General features: G+C 40.1%; 22 protein-coding genes. 16 read left to right on the plus strand and 6 right to left on the minus strand.

Translation table 11 applies throughout. From position 1 onward, the window contains the following. From Pas1_RS09760 to Pas1_RS04230, 7 genes are all read left to right on the plus strand, one after another. On the plus strand, positions 1–225 hold a 225-nt coding region (locus Pas1_RS09760; protein ID WP_225971650.1), incomplete at its 5' end, for a hypothetical protein. Beyond that, entirely contained in the window at positions 218–2,008 is a 1,791-nt protein-coding gene (locus Pas1_RS04205) for a methyltransferase domain-containing protein (RefSeq protein WP_112294583.1), read from the plus strand. The genes Pas1_RS09760 and Pas1_RS04205, both read left to right, overlap by 8 nt. Before the next feature lie 85 nt (positions 2,009–2,093). Beyond that, complete coding sequence (locus Pas1_RS04210; RefSeq protein WP_112294584.1) at positions 2,094–3,947, plus strand: peptide transporter; 1,854 nt, start codon at positions 2,094–2,096, stop codon at positions 3,945–3,947. 107 nt (positions 3,948–4,054) lie between these two features. Continuing rightward, positions 4,055–4,207 carry a helix-turn-helix domain-containing protein gene (locus Pas1_RS09625; RefSeq protein WP_158525988.1) on the plus strand — a complete coding sequence of 51 codons (153 nt, stop codon included), beginning with the start codon at positions 4,055–4,057 and terminating at the stop codon, positions 4,205–4,207. 403 nt (positions 4,208–4,610) lie between these two features. Beyond that, the gene (locus tag Pas1_RS04220; protein ID WP_112294585.1) at positions 4,611–4,817 is read left to right on the plus strand and encodes a hypothetical protein; all 207 of its coding nucleotides are present in this window, start codon (positions 4,611–4,613) and stop codon (positions 4,815–4,817) included. Between the two features lie 182 nt (positions 4,818–4,999). Then, a complete protein-coding gene (locus Pas1_RS04225; protein ID WP_112294586.1) occupies positions 5,000–5,713 on the plus strand; it encodes a Crp/Fnr family transcriptional regulator in 714 nt (237 codons plus the stop codon). Between the two features lie 340 nt (positions 5,714–6,053). Beyond that, positions 6,054–6,416 carry a helix-turn-helix domain-containing protein gene (locus Pas1_RS04230; protein ID WP_112294587.1) on the plus strand — a complete coding sequence of 121 codons (363 nt, stop codon included), beginning with the start codon at positions 6,054–6,056 and terminating at the stop codon, positions 6,414–6,416. Between the two features lie 441 nt (positions 6,417–6,857). On the opposite strand, the gene Pas1_RS04235 is transcribed toward Pas1_RS04230, so the two are convergent. Next, positions 6,858–7,178, minus strand: a complete 321-nt coding sequence (locus tag Pas1_RS04235; RefSeq protein ID WP_112294588.1) for a hypothetical protein — start codon at positions 7,176–7,178, stop codon at positions 6,858–6,860. A gap of 8 nt (positions 7,179–7,186) precedes the next feature. Continuing rightward, positions 7,187–7,360 (minus strand): hypothetical protein, encoded by a 174-nt coding sequence (locus Pas1_RS09630; RefSeq protein WP_158525989.1) that lies wholly within the window; start codon positions 7,358–7,360, stop codon positions 7,187–7,189. Between the two features lie 332 nt (positions 7,361–7,692). Here Pas1_RS09630 and Pas1_RS04240 point away from each other — a divergent pair, with 332 nt between their 5' ends. Then, the gene (locus tag Pas1_RS04240) at positions 7,693–8,250 is read left to right on the plus strand and encodes a hypothetical protein (protein ID WP_112294589.1); all 558 of its coding nucleotides are present in this window, start codon (positions 7,693–7,695) and stop codon (positions 8,248–8,250) included. Between the two features lie 46 nt (positions 8,251–8,296). Here Pas1_RS04240 and Pas1_RS04245 read toward each other — a convergent pair whose 3' ends face one another. Further along, a complete protein-coding gene (locus Pas1_RS04245) occupies positions 8,297–8,488 on the minus strand; it encodes a hypothetical protein (RefSeq protein WP_112294590.1) in 192 nt (63 codons plus the stop codon). 10 nt (positions 8,489–8,498) lie between these two features. Beyond that, positions 8,499–8,672: a hypothetical protein gene (locus tag Pas1_RS09635; RefSeq protein WP_158525990.1), complete on the minus strand. Its 174-nt coding sequence runs from the start codon at positions 8,670–8,672 to the stop codon at positions 8,499–8,501. 296 nt (positions 8,673–8,968) lie between these two features. Here Pas1_RS09635 and Pas1_RS04250 point away from each other — a divergent pair, with 296 nt between their 5' ends. The 6 genes from Pas1_RS04250 (at position 8,969) to Pas1_RS04275 (ending at position 12,397) form a co-directional block, all read left to right on the plus strand. Next, a complete protein-coding gene (locus tag Pas1_RS04250) occupies positions 8,969–9,178 on the plus strand; it encodes a hypothetical protein (protein ID WP_112294591.1) in 210 nt (69 codons plus the stop codon). Positions 9,179–9,212: 34 nt separating this feature from the next. Beyond that, positions 9,213–9,449, plus strand: coding sequence for a CDGSH iron-sulfur domain-containing protein (locus Pas1_RS04255; RefSeq protein ID WP_112294592.1), 237 nt, complete (start codon positions 9,213–9,215; stop codon positions 9,447–9,449). Between the two features lie 94 nt (positions 9,450–9,543). Next, positions 9,544–10,326: a class II glutamine amidotransferase gene (locus Pas1_RS04260; RefSeq protein WP_158525991.1), complete on the plus strand. Its 783-nt coding sequence runs from the start codon at positions 9,544–9,546 to the stop codon at positions 10,324–10,326. Positions 10,327–11,058: 732 nt separating this feature from the next. After that, the gene (locus Pas1_RS04265) at positions 11,059–11,382 is read left to right on the plus strand and encodes an SH3-like domain-containing protein (RefSeq protein ID WP_112294594.1); all 324 of its coding nucleotides are present in this window, start codon (positions 11,059–11,061) and stop codon (positions 11,380–11,382) included. Positions 11,383–11,393: 11 nt separating this feature from the next. Beyond that, positions 11,394–12,080, plus strand: coding sequence for a nitrile hydratase subunit alpha (nthA, locus tag Pas1_RS04270; RefSeq protein ID WP_112294595.1), 687 nt, complete (start codon positions 11,394–11,396; stop codon positions 12,078–12,080). Further along, positions 12,077–12,397 carry an SH3-like domain-containing protein gene (locus Pas1_RS04275; RefSeq protein ID WP_112294596.1) on the plus strand — a complete coding sequence of 107 codons (321 nt, stop codon included), beginning with the start codon at positions 12,077–12,079 and terminating at the stop codon, positions 12,395–12,397. Before nthA ends, Pas1_RS04275 begins: the two co-directional genes overlap by 4 nt. Positions 12,398–12,418: 21 nt before the next feature. On the opposite strand, the gene Pas1_RS04280 is transcribed toward Pas1_RS04275, so the two are convergent. Continuing rightward, on the minus strand, positions 12,419–13,384 hold the full coding sequence (locus Pas1_RS04280) for a hypothetical protein (RefSeq protein ID WP_112294597.1): 966 nt from the start codon (positions 13,382–13,384) through the stop codon (positions 12,419–12,421). A 354-nt stretch (positions 13,385–13,738) separates the two neighbouring features. On the opposite strand from Pas1_RS04280, the gene Pas1_RS04285 reads away from it, so the two are divergent. Beyond that, a complete protein-coding gene (locus tag Pas1_RS04285; RefSeq protein ID WP_225971651.1) occupies positions 13,739–14,059 on the plus strand; it encodes a hypothetical protein in 321 nt (106 codons plus the stop codon). Between the two features lie 326 nt (positions 14,060–14,385). Further along, positions 14,386–15,198 carry a DsbA family protein gene (locus Pas1_RS04290; RefSeq protein ID WP_112294599.1) on the plus strand — a complete coding sequence of 271 codons (813 nt, stop codon included), beginning with the start codon at positions 14,386–14,388 and terminating at the stop codon, positions 15,196–15,198. A 2-nt stretch (positions 15,199–15,200) separates the two neighbouring features. Here the strand turns inward: Pas1_RS04290 and Pas1_RS04295 are convergent, their stop codons facing one another. After that, positions 15,201–15,737: a 3-keto-disaccharide hydrolase gene (locus Pas1_RS04295; protein WP_215336886.1), complete on the minus strand. Its 537-nt coding sequence runs from the start codon at positions 15,735–15,737 to the stop codon at positions 15,201–15,203. Positions 15,738–15,761 lie beyond the last annotated feature (24 nt).

Below are 15,761 nucleotides of genomic sequence, written 5' to 3' on the forward strand. Positions count from 1 at the left end.
AATGGAGACCAACTTAACACGTCATATCAGGCGTCAATAGATAACCTCTATCAAATGCAAATATTGGGCAAAGATCAGTTTATTCAGCCGCAAAATTCTGCCTTACCGAAATATTCGATTGATCAAGTGAAGATTGACAATTTCTCGGATAAAAATATCTTTATTGCTCTACCGATAATTTTTCTAGACTTGCCAACCAAAATCCCGTTAGATAATAATGAATGAAACTAGTAAAGCCTCTATAAGAAGACGGAGAGACCAATCATTTGTCACTAGATTTTTTGTTGGAAACGGCATTGATATCGGTGCAGGTGAAGATTCACTTGCTCAGCAACTAACCCGCTTTACTAAAATTAAATCTGTCCGTAGCTGGGATGTTTATGATGGAGATGCTCAGTATCTAGAGGGTGTTCTAGATGATCAATTCGATTTTGTATATTCCTCACACTGTCTTGAGGACCTAGAAAACCCACTAGAAGCATTGAAAAATTGGTTGAGAGTTACAAAACCAGGGGGATTTCTGATTGTTAGTGTGCCTGATGAGGATATGTATGAACATGGCATTTGGCCATCTATTCATAACGCTGATCATTCATGGTCTTTCACAATTTCTAAATCAAATCCAAGGATGCCAAAATCAATTCAGGTTATAGATTTAATCAGACAGCTCAGTAATGTCGCTGATTGTGAGCGCATTCATTTAGTAAGCGATCATTATGAGCCAACTACCCAATTGATTGATCAAACGCTAGGAATTGCTGAGTGCGCAATTGAGATTGTTCTGAGAAAAAAGTTACATGGATTTCGTCAATTGATGGATCTTGCAATTGCCTGTGAGCAGGCTGGGAAATTTGCAGAGGCAATGAATTATTGCCAGGGCGCTATAAATTTAGAGCCCACTCAATTTGAGGCAATTAACTTTGCTACAAATTTGCTATCAAGGAGTATCTCCGCAGAATCTGCGCTTGATGCATGGGACCAGTATTTACAACTTAAACCGACATCTTATGAAAGCCAATATTTCCGCGCTTTGCATTTGCTATCCATGGGGAGGTACGATGAAGGATTTCAAGCTAGAGACCCCCTTGTTCCTGATGCTCGACGAACACCCATTACTCCACCCGTAAATTACCCTAGATGGGAAGGGCAGAGCCTTCAAGGGAAGCGGATTGCCATATGGACTGAATTTGGCCTTGGCGACGAGATTATGTTTGCAAGGTTTGCAAGTCAATTCAAAGATCTTGGCGCGTCATTAGTTGCTTTGGTTTGTCAGAAGCCCCTTGTTGCATTGATGGCTGGCTTGGCAGATGTAGATTTAGTTGTGTCGAGCAGTCAAGCGGAAAATAATAAACACATTAAGGATTTGGATTATTGGGTATTTCCCCACTCGATACCTGCATATTATTCGCTAAACAAGTTTGGTGTTCCACAAAAATTGCCATACATTGAAGTGAGTGCGGCAACTAAAAAAAAAGCAGCCTTAAAACTAACTGCCGAAAAAGTAAATCGATTAAAGGTTGGGCTTGCATATCAGGGTAATCCAACCCATGAGAATGATCGGCTCCGATCAGTTTTTGATTTAAGGAGTCTTGCTCCAATATTTAAAATTCAAGGAATTGATTGGGTGATTTTGCAAAATGATAATTTAGAAAAAATTAACTCAGATTTGAAGGTATTTGACGATCTTGAGCAAGCGTCCATAACTATAGTCGGCGATAAATTGGGTGATTTGCTAGATACTGCGGCAATTTGCACCCAACTCGATCTTGTAGTCAGTGTTGATACTGCAGTAGCACATTTAGCTGGGGCACTCAATATCCCCGTTTTTCTGTTATTACCAACATTTTGTGACTGGCGTTGGGGTATTGATCAAACTATATCTAGTTGGTACCCAAAAACAGAAATTTTTAGACAGCACATTACAGGCCTCTGGAACGTACCAGTAGAGAGGGTGGCTACACGTCTCTCAGAAGAGTTGGCTAAATTGATGCCAAAGCAGCATAAATGAAGCGACAACTACCTTGACACGCGCCGGAAATTATCAAAAAATAAATATGCAAAGCAGAGCGCTAAAAAAATAAGGATTTATTGAGGTGGGATTTAACTTAGAAAAATTTGAAGCATTTGCATACAGCAGAAATCATGAGGCTGGAATGAGGGAGCTCCTGGCGCTATTGGAGGGGCTGGATCAAAATTATGGGTATGTTGGCTCTCAATTTGAGGCGCAACCCTTGCAGTCTGTAGCGCAGCAAGAAGAAAATCGACATTTAATGACCCGCATTGCCGCAGCTATATCTTGCTTTTTCGCTGATAAAGAATTGAGAATTTCATTTGAATGGCAATCACGCATTTTAAATTATCACCGTTGGTTATCTCTTATATTTTCTGTCAGCTCTTTCCATAATGCAGATCATGTGATGCGCTCGTTAAATTTGCAAGAAAATCAATCAGATTTATCCCGGCTGGAGTTGGCAAAAGAAGATTTATTTAAATTTGCACTTCTATATATGCCCGATTCGGAAGTTCCTTTAGATTTAGATGCGCTTTGGGAGGCTGACAAAGTTTTGGCAGCAAGTCTTTGTCTTGTATTGATCTCCCCAAGATTTTTGGGTTCGCCTCTTGCTCATAGCAAGCGAGAGCAAATTTTGCCATGGCTCACCAAGAGATTGGTTGAAATAGAGGATTTGGAAAGTCTCCCTATGGGAGTTCTACATGATCTATATATGCACTGCAGTTATGCTGATAACCATAAGAAACATGATATTAAAAGATCCATTAATGCTCTGATTTGTAAAAAATTGAATCAACATAATTTATTAGATTTTGATCTCTCTATAAATAATGTTCAGGTACATGATTTAAATAATAAGCCCGTAATGCTTGTTGTTTTGGAGTGGTTTGGTAGTGCCCATTCTATCTACAGAACACATTCATTAACCATTGAGAGTGCTCGCCAGCATTTTTATGTAATTGGAATGGCGTATGAACAGTGTGTAGATGAAACAACTCGCCAAGTGTTTGATGAGTTTGTTGTTATTAAAGCTAACTCAATGCCAGAACAGTTAAGACAAATTCAAAATTTAGCAAGGGATAAGGGGGCAAAAGTGTGTTACATGCCTAGTGTCGGCATGTTCCCTTTAACCATGTGGTTAGCAAATTTACGGATTGCACCAATGCAATTGATGGCGTTAGGGCATCCAGCGACAACGCATGCCCATGCCATTGATTATGTAGTTGTAGAGGAAGACTATGTTGGTAGCGAGGAGTGTTTTAGTGAAAGATTATTAAAATTACCAAAAGATGGAATGCCATATAGACCATCTGCCGCCGCTCTGCCTCTCAATCTTGATTTAGATCGCGTCCAAAAGCCAACTTTAGTGCAAATTGCTGTATGTTCTACCACCATGAAGTTAAACCCAGGCTTTTTGCAGGCCTGCGCTCTAATATCCCAACGCGCAAAGGTGCCAATTCATTTTCAGTTTCTAATAGGTCAAGCGCAGGGTATTATTCATCCTTATGTTGAGAGGGTGGTCAAGAGCTATTTAGGTGATGGTGTTACTGTACACCCGCATCAGGCATACGCTGAATATATGAAGGTTATAAATCAATGCGATTTATTTATCAATCCCTTTCCATTTGGCAATACAAATGGGATTATCGATACTGTTAGCGCTGGACTGGTTGGTATTTGTAAGACGGGGCAGGAAGTACATGAACATATCGATCAGGGTCTTTTTGAGCGCCTTGGATTTCCAAATTGGATGATCGCTAAGTCTGTGGACCAGTATGTCGAGGCCGCCATTCGATTGGTTGAAAATCATGAAGAAAGAATAGTCTTGTCAAAATTGCATGCCGGACCCGGAGCAACAAACATAATTTTTAACGGAAGAGCTCACATTATGGGGGAGCTTATATATGAAAAACTCAACGAGATGAGCTGTCCCTAGGGTAGCAAAGCAAATAAATCTAGAGATGTTGACCTGTCTGGTTTTATCAAATCAACTTAGGCTGCAGACATAAAGACTGTTAAGAAAATACTAAAAACGTTGGGGGGATGATGAAAATCGCCAAAGAAATTAAGAAAACAAAGATTGATGCGCTGCCCAACTTTGATATGGCTCGCTATTTAAATAGCGATAAAGCAATTGCCGAATACCTAAATCAAGTTCTTGAAGAGGGTGATGACGCATTGTGTGTATTCCAGTGAAAGTTGCCACCTATTCCATTCCAAAGTTGGCGCCCATTCCAGCGGAAAGTAGCCCAGTGATCCCAGTAGGGGTCATCACATTAAACTTCCCAATCTTCAATTAGCAAGCCTTGCACCCTGCCAAATTCACCGGTGTTATGGGTAATTAGTATTGCATTATTAGCGCGTGCGATTGCGGCAATGATTAAATCATTCGCGCCAATTACATTTCCTATTCAGTAATAAAAATAATTTCTTATGGTTGGTACCGCACATAATTATTAGCAAGAAATAACTAGACTGTCTATAACAAACCTACGAGCTGATTTGGCGTCCTGCTAAATCTACTGCCCTAGATTTCGAACATAGTTCAATTACTCACCCTAATTATGCTTAGCTTCGTTTCAAGGAAGGGATAAAAAAAATGAACAAGAAACAGTTGTTTCAAAAGATCATAACTCATCATTTGTATGGGCCACAACAATATGATGGCAGAGAGGTATTCTATGATGCCGATAAAGGGCAATTTTGGGATCCTCGTATGAACTCGTATTTAGATCATGAAGTCGGTCGAGTGTTAATTGATATTTATTTTGGACGCGGAAAGGCTCCAGTCACTCCGATAAAATAATCCGTCTCAATTGGACAAGAGATATATTTGGGGAAAAGCTTAAATATGTACGGGGTCAACCATAACGGTTTGCTCTCAATCCTTATGTGCGCTATCGAACAGACTTAATCTATAGTAAGTATAATAGTTATAGTTATAGTTATATTAAGTGATCTGTTACATAAAATATATATAAAGAATAAATGATTTTAGTTAAAGATCAAAACCAATTATTCAATTCCTTTCCCCCAGAAGTATGGAAGAGGTTACTGCTTCACTTCACACTGGTTGACATGGAACTTGGTATGGTTTTATACGAGCCAGGAATAAAGATGACTCATGTTTTCTTTCCGGCCACTGCAATTGTTTCTTTATTGTATGGATTAGAAAATGGAACATCTGCGGAAATTGCTGTAGCAGGTAATGAAGGTTTAGTGGGCATATCAATTTTTATGGGGGGTGAGACATCTACTAGCAGGGCCGTTGTCCAAAGTGCAGGCTTTGGTTACAAAATCAAGTCTAGTATTTTATTGGACGAATTTAATCGATCTGCTCCAGTAATGCATCTTCTACTACGCTACACCCAAGCACTCATAAGTCAAATGACACAAACTGCGGTTTGTAATCGGCACCATTCTTTAGATCAGCAATTATGTCGATGGTTATTACTAAGCGCCGATCGTCTAACAGGGAATGAGCTCATTATGACGCAGGAGCTTATTGCTAATATGCTGGGCGTTCGCAGGGAAGGGGTAACTGAGGCAGCAACAAAACTCCAAAAGGCAGGTCTAATTAAATATGCCCGTGGTCACATCACTATCTTAAATCGAACTGGCCTAGAACAGCGTAGTTGTGAGTGCTATAAGGTTGTGAAAAAAGAATACGATAGATTATTACCCAATTGCATTGCAACGTAAGTTAGTTTTTATTGGATGTCTAAGTATCATTGACTCTTTTAGACTTTGCTCAGCGTCTAACTTTCGGGTAAATTTTTTTACCAGCTGATCAAAATTATTTATTACACACCCGGCTGAATCAGAGCTGCTAACAGCAAACATCCATTTAGTTTTATAGAGCACCAAAGGCAATTACAGGTGGAAGAGCGATATTGTGCTAAAAAGTGAAGTAAGTTTTTCTCTTCTAACAGAAGTAAGCCTTACTCATCAACATCTCGTCATTGTGTACGGTAGCAGACATAAATATTTATTAATACCCTATAAAGTAACTAAATTATTAAATTAATTTAGGCGGTAAAAAATGATTTCGATCAAATCGTTGGCTTTTGCTAAATATCTAAATGCCTCAACTTCTTTAAATTGGATTAATGCTAATCATAAAATTGATCTTGTAGAGGAGCAGTTGCTGAATCATATTTTATTGATGACATTTAAGGGCGATGATCTATTGGTAGGGGATCTCCTAGTTCTATGGCAATTTGGTTCGCAAGCGACGATTCATAAACGATTAAAAAGTTTGAGTACTAAAGGTTATGTTGAGTTACGAGAAGGAAAGCTGGACGGCCGAAAAAAATTAATTTATTTAACAGCAAAAGCAGATAAGCATTTTCAAAAGCTATCTGTGTATTTAAATAAAGCATTAAAAGAATTGGAAATAAGATAAATAATTTTGCTTTGGAGACAAAGGTACCAACGTACATCATATAAGTGGTAACTCGGATCACGAGTTTGAATCGCTATCACTTATATAGACATTATCTAGCATAATATTTAGTTTATTAGAAGGTGTTTAATGAGTGCAAAAAGACCATTAACAGAAGAGTTCAAGTTAGAGGAACTCAAGCAAGTGCTTGAGTGATGTTTCTGATTTCAAGACATCGCTGCCAGATTTGGCACTTCGTCTCATAGCCCGTATACCTTGACTAATAAATAGGACATTCCAGCAGAGTAAAAACAAGGGTAGATATCTGTGATTACATTGAAATTTTTTACAACCCGGTTAGGCATCATGGTTACAACGTTGGGCTTTCTCCGGTAGTATTTGAAATGTAGTACCAAGCGAAGTTTGCAAGTGTCTAAGATATTGTCAGTGATTCAATATAACTTAGGGACTATCCATGAAAATAGCTACTAAAGTCTTTAAACGTTTTAGAGCTAGAGAAGTTGGTAGGACATTTTTTATTCTATTATCAACCGAATCGATCCCAACTTTAATTAAATCTAGTCTAGCCAGTTCTTTCGTAACAGCATGAAGCGTTGCCTGAGATCCTACTGTTTTTAGTAAAATAATCTCTTTAACGTGGCAGGCCTTATTGGTAAGATATTTTTCACATATATAGTCTAAGATCAAGACTTGCCTATCGTTTAAGTGATAGCTTTTATTGATTGATCTTGCTTTATCAATTTTGGATAAGTATTCCAACATGAACTTTGTTATCGCTTTACTTCTTTTATTTTTGAGTTGATATTACCGTAGACTTTCCAATGTTTGATGTCTTCAAATAGCTTATCGAGATCGGCATAAGATAGGTTCTTCATATCCAGAAGGTTGATTGAGTCTCCTGCCTCTAGTCTTTCTAATGCCATAGCGTGTGTTAGCTCAGTCATTCAAATGTCCTTTAGCCAATTTGGCCTCATTCTTAGTAAGCTAGGCTTAATTCATCACTTATTGCCACGTTTAAGTTGGTAAATGTAATTAATCGGACATAAATTTTTTAAAAGGTCCATGATGTTTGATAGACAAGAGAACATCCTAGGGAGTTTTCACTATCAACCAACTTGTAATCGAACGTTTCTATTTAGCCTTCAGGGCAGGGCTAATAGATAAGTTTGGCAAAATTCCCACGGCTAATAAGCTGACAATTGAATTTAATCTACGTAACTTTCAGTCAAAGCCAATCAGTCGTGAATCGGCAAGAAAATGGATCAATGGCCAATCAATGCCAGAGACAGCAAGACTGAAGACTTTAATTGGCTGGCTCAATTTAGATGCATCGTTCATTTACTCTACGACCATCACCGAGAAAGAGAGTATTCCTGCAGGGATTGCTAGTGAGCAAGATAGGGCAAAAGTAGAGGCCTATGGACTAAGAAAAGTAGAAAGTTTGGCACAAGCTGCTTTGAACTTTGTTTCACCCCTGACGGCAGTATTAAATACAGAGGGCATCATTATTTTGGTTAATAGTGCATGGCGATCTGCTGCCATGCTATATCCAAAATTAAAGGGGGGAAGTCTAGGATGTGAGGGCGTCAATTATCTTGCTGTGTGTGAGAAAGCAATGGGACCGGGCTCTGAGGAAGCTAACAAAGTGGCTAGATCTATTCGTGAAGTTATTGCAACAAATTCGAAAACATTTACTTCAAAATATCCTTGCCACACCAATGGAGATAAAAGATGGTTCGAGGTTAAGGTATCTGCCTACAAACACTTGGATGACGTATGTTGTGTAGTTACACATATGCCGATTACTGAAGCAACTTTTAAGAAGAAAAACTGATTGGAGAGCTCTGATTGAGGTTTTCTTTAAAAGGAGGCTTAGCCAGTTAGCCCTCTTTGACTATAATCCGGCCAAGAGCGTCTAGATCAGATTCATCAACTTCCAAATGGTCATACTCAATAATGGTCGTGCCTTCTAGTTGTTCAATATATTTCCGTGTCGCATAGTGCGGTGGTATATAAGCATAGTCATCATGCTGGTAGTCATACACTTTGTAACGATAGACGGTTATTTTCATATTCGGCTATTCAATCATCGCCCCAGTCTGCATAGCTTTCATCCGGGATATGATTCATTTCATTGATTTTGCGCTTTGTTAAATGTTGCCAAATAAGACGTTCTTGAACCAATTCATTACTCTGAAGTTCAAAGAACTTTTCGGTCAAGCTATCTTCTTCAATTTGTAAATTTTGGGTACCCATGGCATCCTCCTATCAAAGCGGAAAAATGGTTGCTAATGGATGGATTGATTCACGCTGTATCGAGACGGGACCAAGGCGTGCTCAACAAACCCATCAACATCAACTTATGCTGAACCTAATGAGGGAGTTTGTCTAACTAATTATGTAGTTTTTTAGTAGGTGAAATCGTATTGCATAGCACCAAATTGCAAGTCAAGACAAGGGATTGCCCACTTTATATTGATATTGCAAATCTTCTTCCCTAAGCGTAATTACTAGAGTAATCTAAAACCATCATTGAACCTGCAGAGGTTGTCATGAGTGGAAAACATGCAATTTATGTGGTTCTGAAATCTAAGGACGGGCAGATTGAGAGTAAAGATCATGGCCTGCTGAATTTAATTAATCGCCATCACTGCGATACAACTTTGGTAGCATTTCATAGAGACTGGAATACCCATTGCCTGCATCATTTTGGTTATGTATTGGAGATCGTTGATGTAGGTTACGAGTGGTCATATGAGTAAGCACATCTATCATCAAATTGCATAGGGAGCTAGCATGGAGATAAAGACAGCTAAAAATACACCTTATCCAGTAGAGGTAGTCAAAGGCCAGACTTACTATTGGTGCAGTTGCGGCTTAAGTAATCGTCAGCCTTTTTGTGATAGTTCACATCAGAGAACAGATTTAAGCCCTTTGGAATTTATTGCATCAGAGAGCATTACAGTCTATTTCTGTGGCTGCAAACAATCAGCCAATGCACCCCTGTGTGATGGTACTCACACCACACTCTAAGGATTAAAGTGTGTAAAGTCATTGGGGGTTAGGATGATTTTTTCATTCAAGGATGTTATAAAAACACATCAATAGGAGCAATATGTGCAGATGGATGGCATACGCAGGAGCTGAGATTTATCTAGAAAATCTGTTATTTCTACAAAAAAATTCACTAATTTCACAAAGTCTTAAGGCAACAAAATCTAGCTTTGTCACTAATGGCGATGGATTTGGCGTAGCCTGGTACGGCGATAGAAAATCACCTGGTTTATTTAAAGATATTCTGCCAGCTTGGAATGACGAAAACCTCAAAGAGTTAAGTCGACATATTAAAAGTAATTTATTTTTTGCTCATGTTCGTGCATCTACAGGTACAAGTGTTTCCCGTATGAATTGTCATCCGTACGCATTTGAGAATTGGATTTTTATGCACAATGGACATATTGGAGACTGGCACATACATCGTAGGGAGATTGAATCGCATATCTCTCAAGAATTTTATGCCCATAGATATGGTACAACGGACAGTGAGGCGCTATTTTTATTGGCACTAACTATGGGCTTAATGAATGATCCCATCAAAGGCATGAGCCTTGCTATAGAAAAAGTGCAAAAAATATTAGAGCATCACAAGTCCTCTGATCCATTAAGACTCTCAGCAGCCTTAAGTGATGGAAAGTCTATCTGGGGGTTTCGCTATTCAACAGACCACAATTCGCCTAGTCTTTTTTATGGAACCCCAGACACCCACGAAGTTCATTTAAAAGATGGCACAGTAAGTACAATTGCATCCGAACCATTTGATGATGATTTAGACCATTGGATCGAAGTGAAAGAATCAAGTTATATAACCTGGATAGACGGTAAAGTTTCGGTTAGTAAGTTAAGCATTTAAAATGGCATTGAAGTTGTCAGATCAGGAGGTATCAGCATTCTTATTTGTCGGTTTACCCGACAAATTTTCACGCTAATCCATCCGACTGCCTGCCAATGCCAAGTCAGATCCAATGATTTCCACCCGACGCCAAGGTTCTCGGTGCCTACTGGACACTAAATCTAAACACCTTAAAGTCATTGTTTAACTAGTTGTTTTAGCTCATTTTTAAAGCTTCTAAGGCGTAGGTCGCACGTTCGAATCGTGCTGGGTAGGCCAAAAATCATAGGGGTTCATATAAATCTAAGCTTATCTATTGGCTCGATTGTGGCTGATCATGACTGAGCTTGGCCGGCGCTGGGAAGACCTTGAGAGGGCGTAGGTTGATCCTGGCTAACTATTGGCGACTCAGAAAACTTCTGACCCTGGCGATTTAGTGTCGGTTTGACCCGACTCGGAAGTGTCCGGTTACGAGATGGTTCGGGTGGCTCTTATGGGGTGGCTTGCGGACGCTCAGGCTGGGTGATTGGCAGTATTTGGGTGGCGGAGAACGGCCAGAAGCAGCCCTTCCCCAACCCCTAACAGCCCCAGTAAGACTGCGGGGGCCTCGGTTTTGATGAAATATCACGTAAAGCATTTGACCTGTACCAAATTGATAGGCATTCTGCCTACAACAGACCTTTGAGCTGACTTGGCCTTTTGCTAAGACTACCGCCTTAGATTTCGGATATAGTAAAACTTTGGGGGCGAAATATGAATGTTGAAGAATTAGGCTTAGATCTAGCCAAAGCTTCAAGCCCTGCTTTTTTGGTCAATGATTTAGTCAAAATCAAAAATAAAACTCCGGTTGGACATTACCGTACACCATTTTATGTACGTGGAAAAACGGGTCGTATTGAGCGTGTTTTAGATGAGTTCATCAATCCAGAAGAAGAAGCCTACGGCAAGAATGTAGGTAGCAAAGTTTGGCTTTATCGAGTTTCTTTTGCTCAACAAGAACTATGGCCAGAATATCAAGGTGCTTCGATAGATCAACTCCAGATTGAGATTTCTGAACATTGGCTTGAACCTGCTTAAGCGGAGAAAATATGACTGTTCCAGATCATCACGACCATGACCATAAGCACGATCACGATCATGACCACACCCATCCAGGTGTCACAAAAGACGAAGAGCCCTATGGCTACTATGCGACTCTTGAGCTAGCAGTACGTGAACTATTAATTGAAGCGCGGTTGATTACTGCTGATGAGCATCGTCGTCAGATTGAAATCTTAGATTCACGCTCTCCTGTACTTGGGGCCAAAATAGTCGCTCGTGCATGGACAGACCCCGAGTTTAAAAAACGCTTATTAGCGGATGGTTCTGCTGCATGTGAAGAACTGGGGATCACCATGTATGACGGCGCCCATCTCATTGTTCATGAAAATACTCCTCAAGTTCACAACATGGTGGTTTGTACGCTCTGTTCATGCTATCCACGTCCCGTGCTGGGCTTGCCACCAGACTGGTATAAGAACAAACAGTATCGAGCTCGAGCAGTCAAAGAGCCGCGTGCGGTCTTAAAAGAATTTGGCACTACCATCCCAGATCAAGTGAGTATCCATGTACACGATTCAAATGCAAACATGCGCTACTTAATTCTGCCTTTACGTCCAGCTGGAACTGAGCATTTGACTGAAGAAGAGTTAGCTAGTCTGGTAACCCGGGATGCGATGATTGGGGTTACTATTGTCAAATCATCATTAGTACAGACGAATAGGGGTCAAGCATGAGTTCAACAAAAGGCCTGATTTCACACTTACCAAATGATATCGGCGGGAAAGATGCTGACGCCATCAACATGGAAGAGCATCCGATGCTTCCTTGGGAAAAACGCTGTCATGCACTTTTGGACGTACTTGCTACCCATCAAATTGTTAACACTGAAGAAAAGCGTCGCGGCGTTGAGAATCTGGGATCTGAAATCATCGGTAATCTTACGTATTACGAGCGCTGGATTGTTTCAGCAGTCAATATATTATTTGAAAAGCGTATTTTGACCCCCGATCAAATTGCTAATAAAACTAAAGAGATTTCAGAGCGGAAGTAATGCAAATGAGAATGCTTATGCTTATTTAGGTGGAATATTCCATCTTTTGCGTAGCTCCTCTAATGGCTCGCGAGCATAATCAAAATAATTGATCCCAAGAACTAAATCAATATTGACCTCTTTACCTCTTTTTAGGGCGGTAGAAATGCGCTCGAGTCCATTAATTACTTCCATGTCATGTCCTAAGTGAGGAGCTCCAGCAACAATCGTTTTCAGTAAGCCACCTTGGAAAATACTAAGTACTCCCAAGAAATTCATTACTGCACTTTGTGATTCTGTAGCCATGGTGCTAAAAGCAGCTACTTCTATTTCTCCAATACCATCAGAATCATAATCTGCTAGAACATGAATCCAATCATGATGCGCTACCGCTTCATTGATACCACCAAGTACGCCAGGAAAAGTAAAGTTCCTTTTTTTGTAAAAATCCCAAAGACCTCTGCCTAAGCTACCAGCAGGGTATTGCTGCAGATTTTCATAGCGCGTGGCTATCTCATCTGATACTTCGAGAGTCATCATGGTTGCGCTCAGACCATACTTTTGATCTAGATCAGCAAAGTTAGGTGAGGTAAGATCTTTATCGTAAAAATAATTTGAGCGGTAGAAGTCTTGCTGGGCTTGAATGGTTAATTTCTTAGAAAGGTCTCGAACTAATGCTAGACCATTATTTTCAATGCCTAGTTTTTGAGCCCACAAATTAATAGCATTAGAAATTTCTGGTGAGATCGATGAACATAATAATTCAGTTGCGAGCATTAAATCGAGGACTTCATTGCGCTTTTGAGGTTCTGGCATTGCTAAAGAAAATTCCTCAATACTGAGGGGCTCCAGTGTATGGAAATCACAGTCATAGGACATGAGCTTATGAAAGATAGTCTTTAGGAATCGTGGTTGTATCTCATCGAACCAACCATTTTGGCGGCAGGTACTGACAACAGCTTGCGCCATCAGTGGCGCATCAGCAGGGGTTGTGTGCTTGAAGAACATATTTTCTATTTAACTTTGCTTGGTAAGTGAATAGGGTTTATCAAGATTTGCTTGCATCTCATGCGCTTATTCCCAAAGTATCAATAGATAAGTGCCAGAAAGTAAAGTGCATTATTGGAGGCATTCTAATTACTTTTATTTCTGGCACGGCTATTGCCCATCTATCAAGTGCCACTTCACTAGTGGCATACCCTCGGTATCGCAATTCTATCCATTCTAATTAGACTTATTTTTAATATAAGTAACTTAATAGTCTTATTTAGATCAAAAGGGGGTTAGAGTTTATTCAGCAGACCTGCGAGTGACCTTAGTCCTTTTCAAAGCAGACCCCCATTAGTTTTAAATACCCCTTTAATGCATAACGAAAGAGAGTTCAAAATGGCTTATGGAATTATTCACTTTTATCCAAATGGGACTAAATCTCAATATGATGCTGAAATCGCGGTAGTTCATCCTCATGGTGGGGCAGGCCTTCCAGTAGGCCAGCTATACCATGCAGCTGGACCTTCCCCTGGTGGCTGGTCAGTAGTTGCTATTCATGACTCTAAAGAAACTTGGCAGAAATTTTTAGATGGTGTTTTATTACCCACAATCCAATCTCAAATTAAAGATGGGTTTAAATCTGAACCTCAGGCAACCTATTTCGAGGTTGACCACTTACAAGAATCCCAATAACTCATTTTTACATTACCTAGAGCTCCAAAAACATTTGGATGCCTGCAATAAGACCTGCTTCGGCAGGTTTTTTATTGCCTGGTCAATTACTGCTTTGGGTCGAGTTGAGCCTACGGGGTTTGATTGGCGTTAAGGGCTGCTAACCATTGCATAGCGGCCCGATGCAAATTCAAGTAAACAGGCTCGGAGCGGCCACTAAGAGACAAACTGGATAGCTCAAGATGCGCAATGCTATAGAATCATTTTAGTTTTAATGTGCTAAAGCTACATCACCAATCAATGATATTAAAACTACTACTTGTTTTGCTAACTAAGGATGTTTATCTATGCAATGCCGTTTCTCTAACTTGCTTGCTCTTGTCGTCTCGCTACTCCTCTCCCTATCCTTCTGTTCGCCTATCAGTGCGCAAGCCCCAACTGTTGACCAAATGATTAAACAATTAGAAAGTTCTGGAGCTATTGACAAGGCGGTGGAGCGGAGTCTTAAGCGCATACGTCAAAAGCAGCTGGCTGCTGAAAAACTAGAAGAGGATAAAGCTGAGCAACAAAAGAAAAGCCTCGCTAAAAATGCACGCAAAGTAGATCCCAAGATAGAGTTTATATATGGTAAGCCTGATGCTACTATTTCAATCATTGAGTACTCTGATTTTGAGTGCCCATACTGTCAAAAATTTAGTGAAGTTCCCTTGAAGCTTGTAGCTGAGATGCCAGAACAGGTGAATGTTGTTTGGCGTAATTTCCCATTGTCTTTTCATAATCCAATGGCAGTGATTGAAGCTAGCGCTGGAATATGCATCGGAAGATTGGGTGGCAATGATGCTTTTTGGAAATTTTCTGAAGCTGTGTTTAAGACAACGCGTTTAAATGGTCAGGGTATGCCGGTTGAGAAAGGTGAGGAGCCCAATTTAAAGTTAGCTAAATCACTTGACATCAATTCAGAGCAGTTTGAGGCATGCTTTACATCTGAAGAAGTTCAAAAGCAGATTAACGGTGATCTACAAGATGGTATCGCTGCAGGAATCAATGGTACCCCAGGTGTCATTTTGGTAAATCATGAATCTGGGAAGATAGATGTACTTCCTGGCGCCGTTCCTTTGGAATATTTAAGGGATGCTGTGAAGGGGTTACTTGCAAAATAGATCTACCAACGAGTTGGAATTATGGCGTTCAAGTTAGTAATTTCCAGCTTACCACCACCAAATTGAATTGCTAGAGGACCTGTTTGAAAGTTTTGATAGTCCAATTTATTTGCCACAGTAATGCCATTAAGAATCACAGTGAGCTGGTTTGATTCAGAGCTAATCAAAACCGTGTTCCATTGGTTGGCTACCTGTATTTTGGGAGCCTTAATTAGCCCCATTACCGACCCAGCCCCATAGCCTTTAATTGGAATGCTAGAAAGATTTATCTCTATAGCCGAATTGGGAACAATATTATTGGGGTCTAAGCAATGGGTGAATAGGCTAAATTGAGTCGCCCCATCAATTTTGTAATTAAATTGGAGTTGATAGTCAGTAAAAGGGTATTTACCCACCAGCATTCCCGAGCCTTGATCTGCGGCAACTCCATTTCCAATTGGGTGCCAATTAGCATTTCCATTTTGATTCCAGGCAGAAGTATCTTGCCCATTAAATAGGGGAAATGAGCCCCCTTCGCTGGTCACTAACACCTGGGACATGCAGGGCATTGCCACAATAAGAGT

Source organism: Polynucleobacter paneuropaeus, assembly GCF_003261235.1.
GTDB lineage: Bacteria > Pseudomonadota > Gammaproteobacteria > Burkholderiales > Burkholderiaceae > Polynucleobacter > Polynucleobacter paneuropaeus.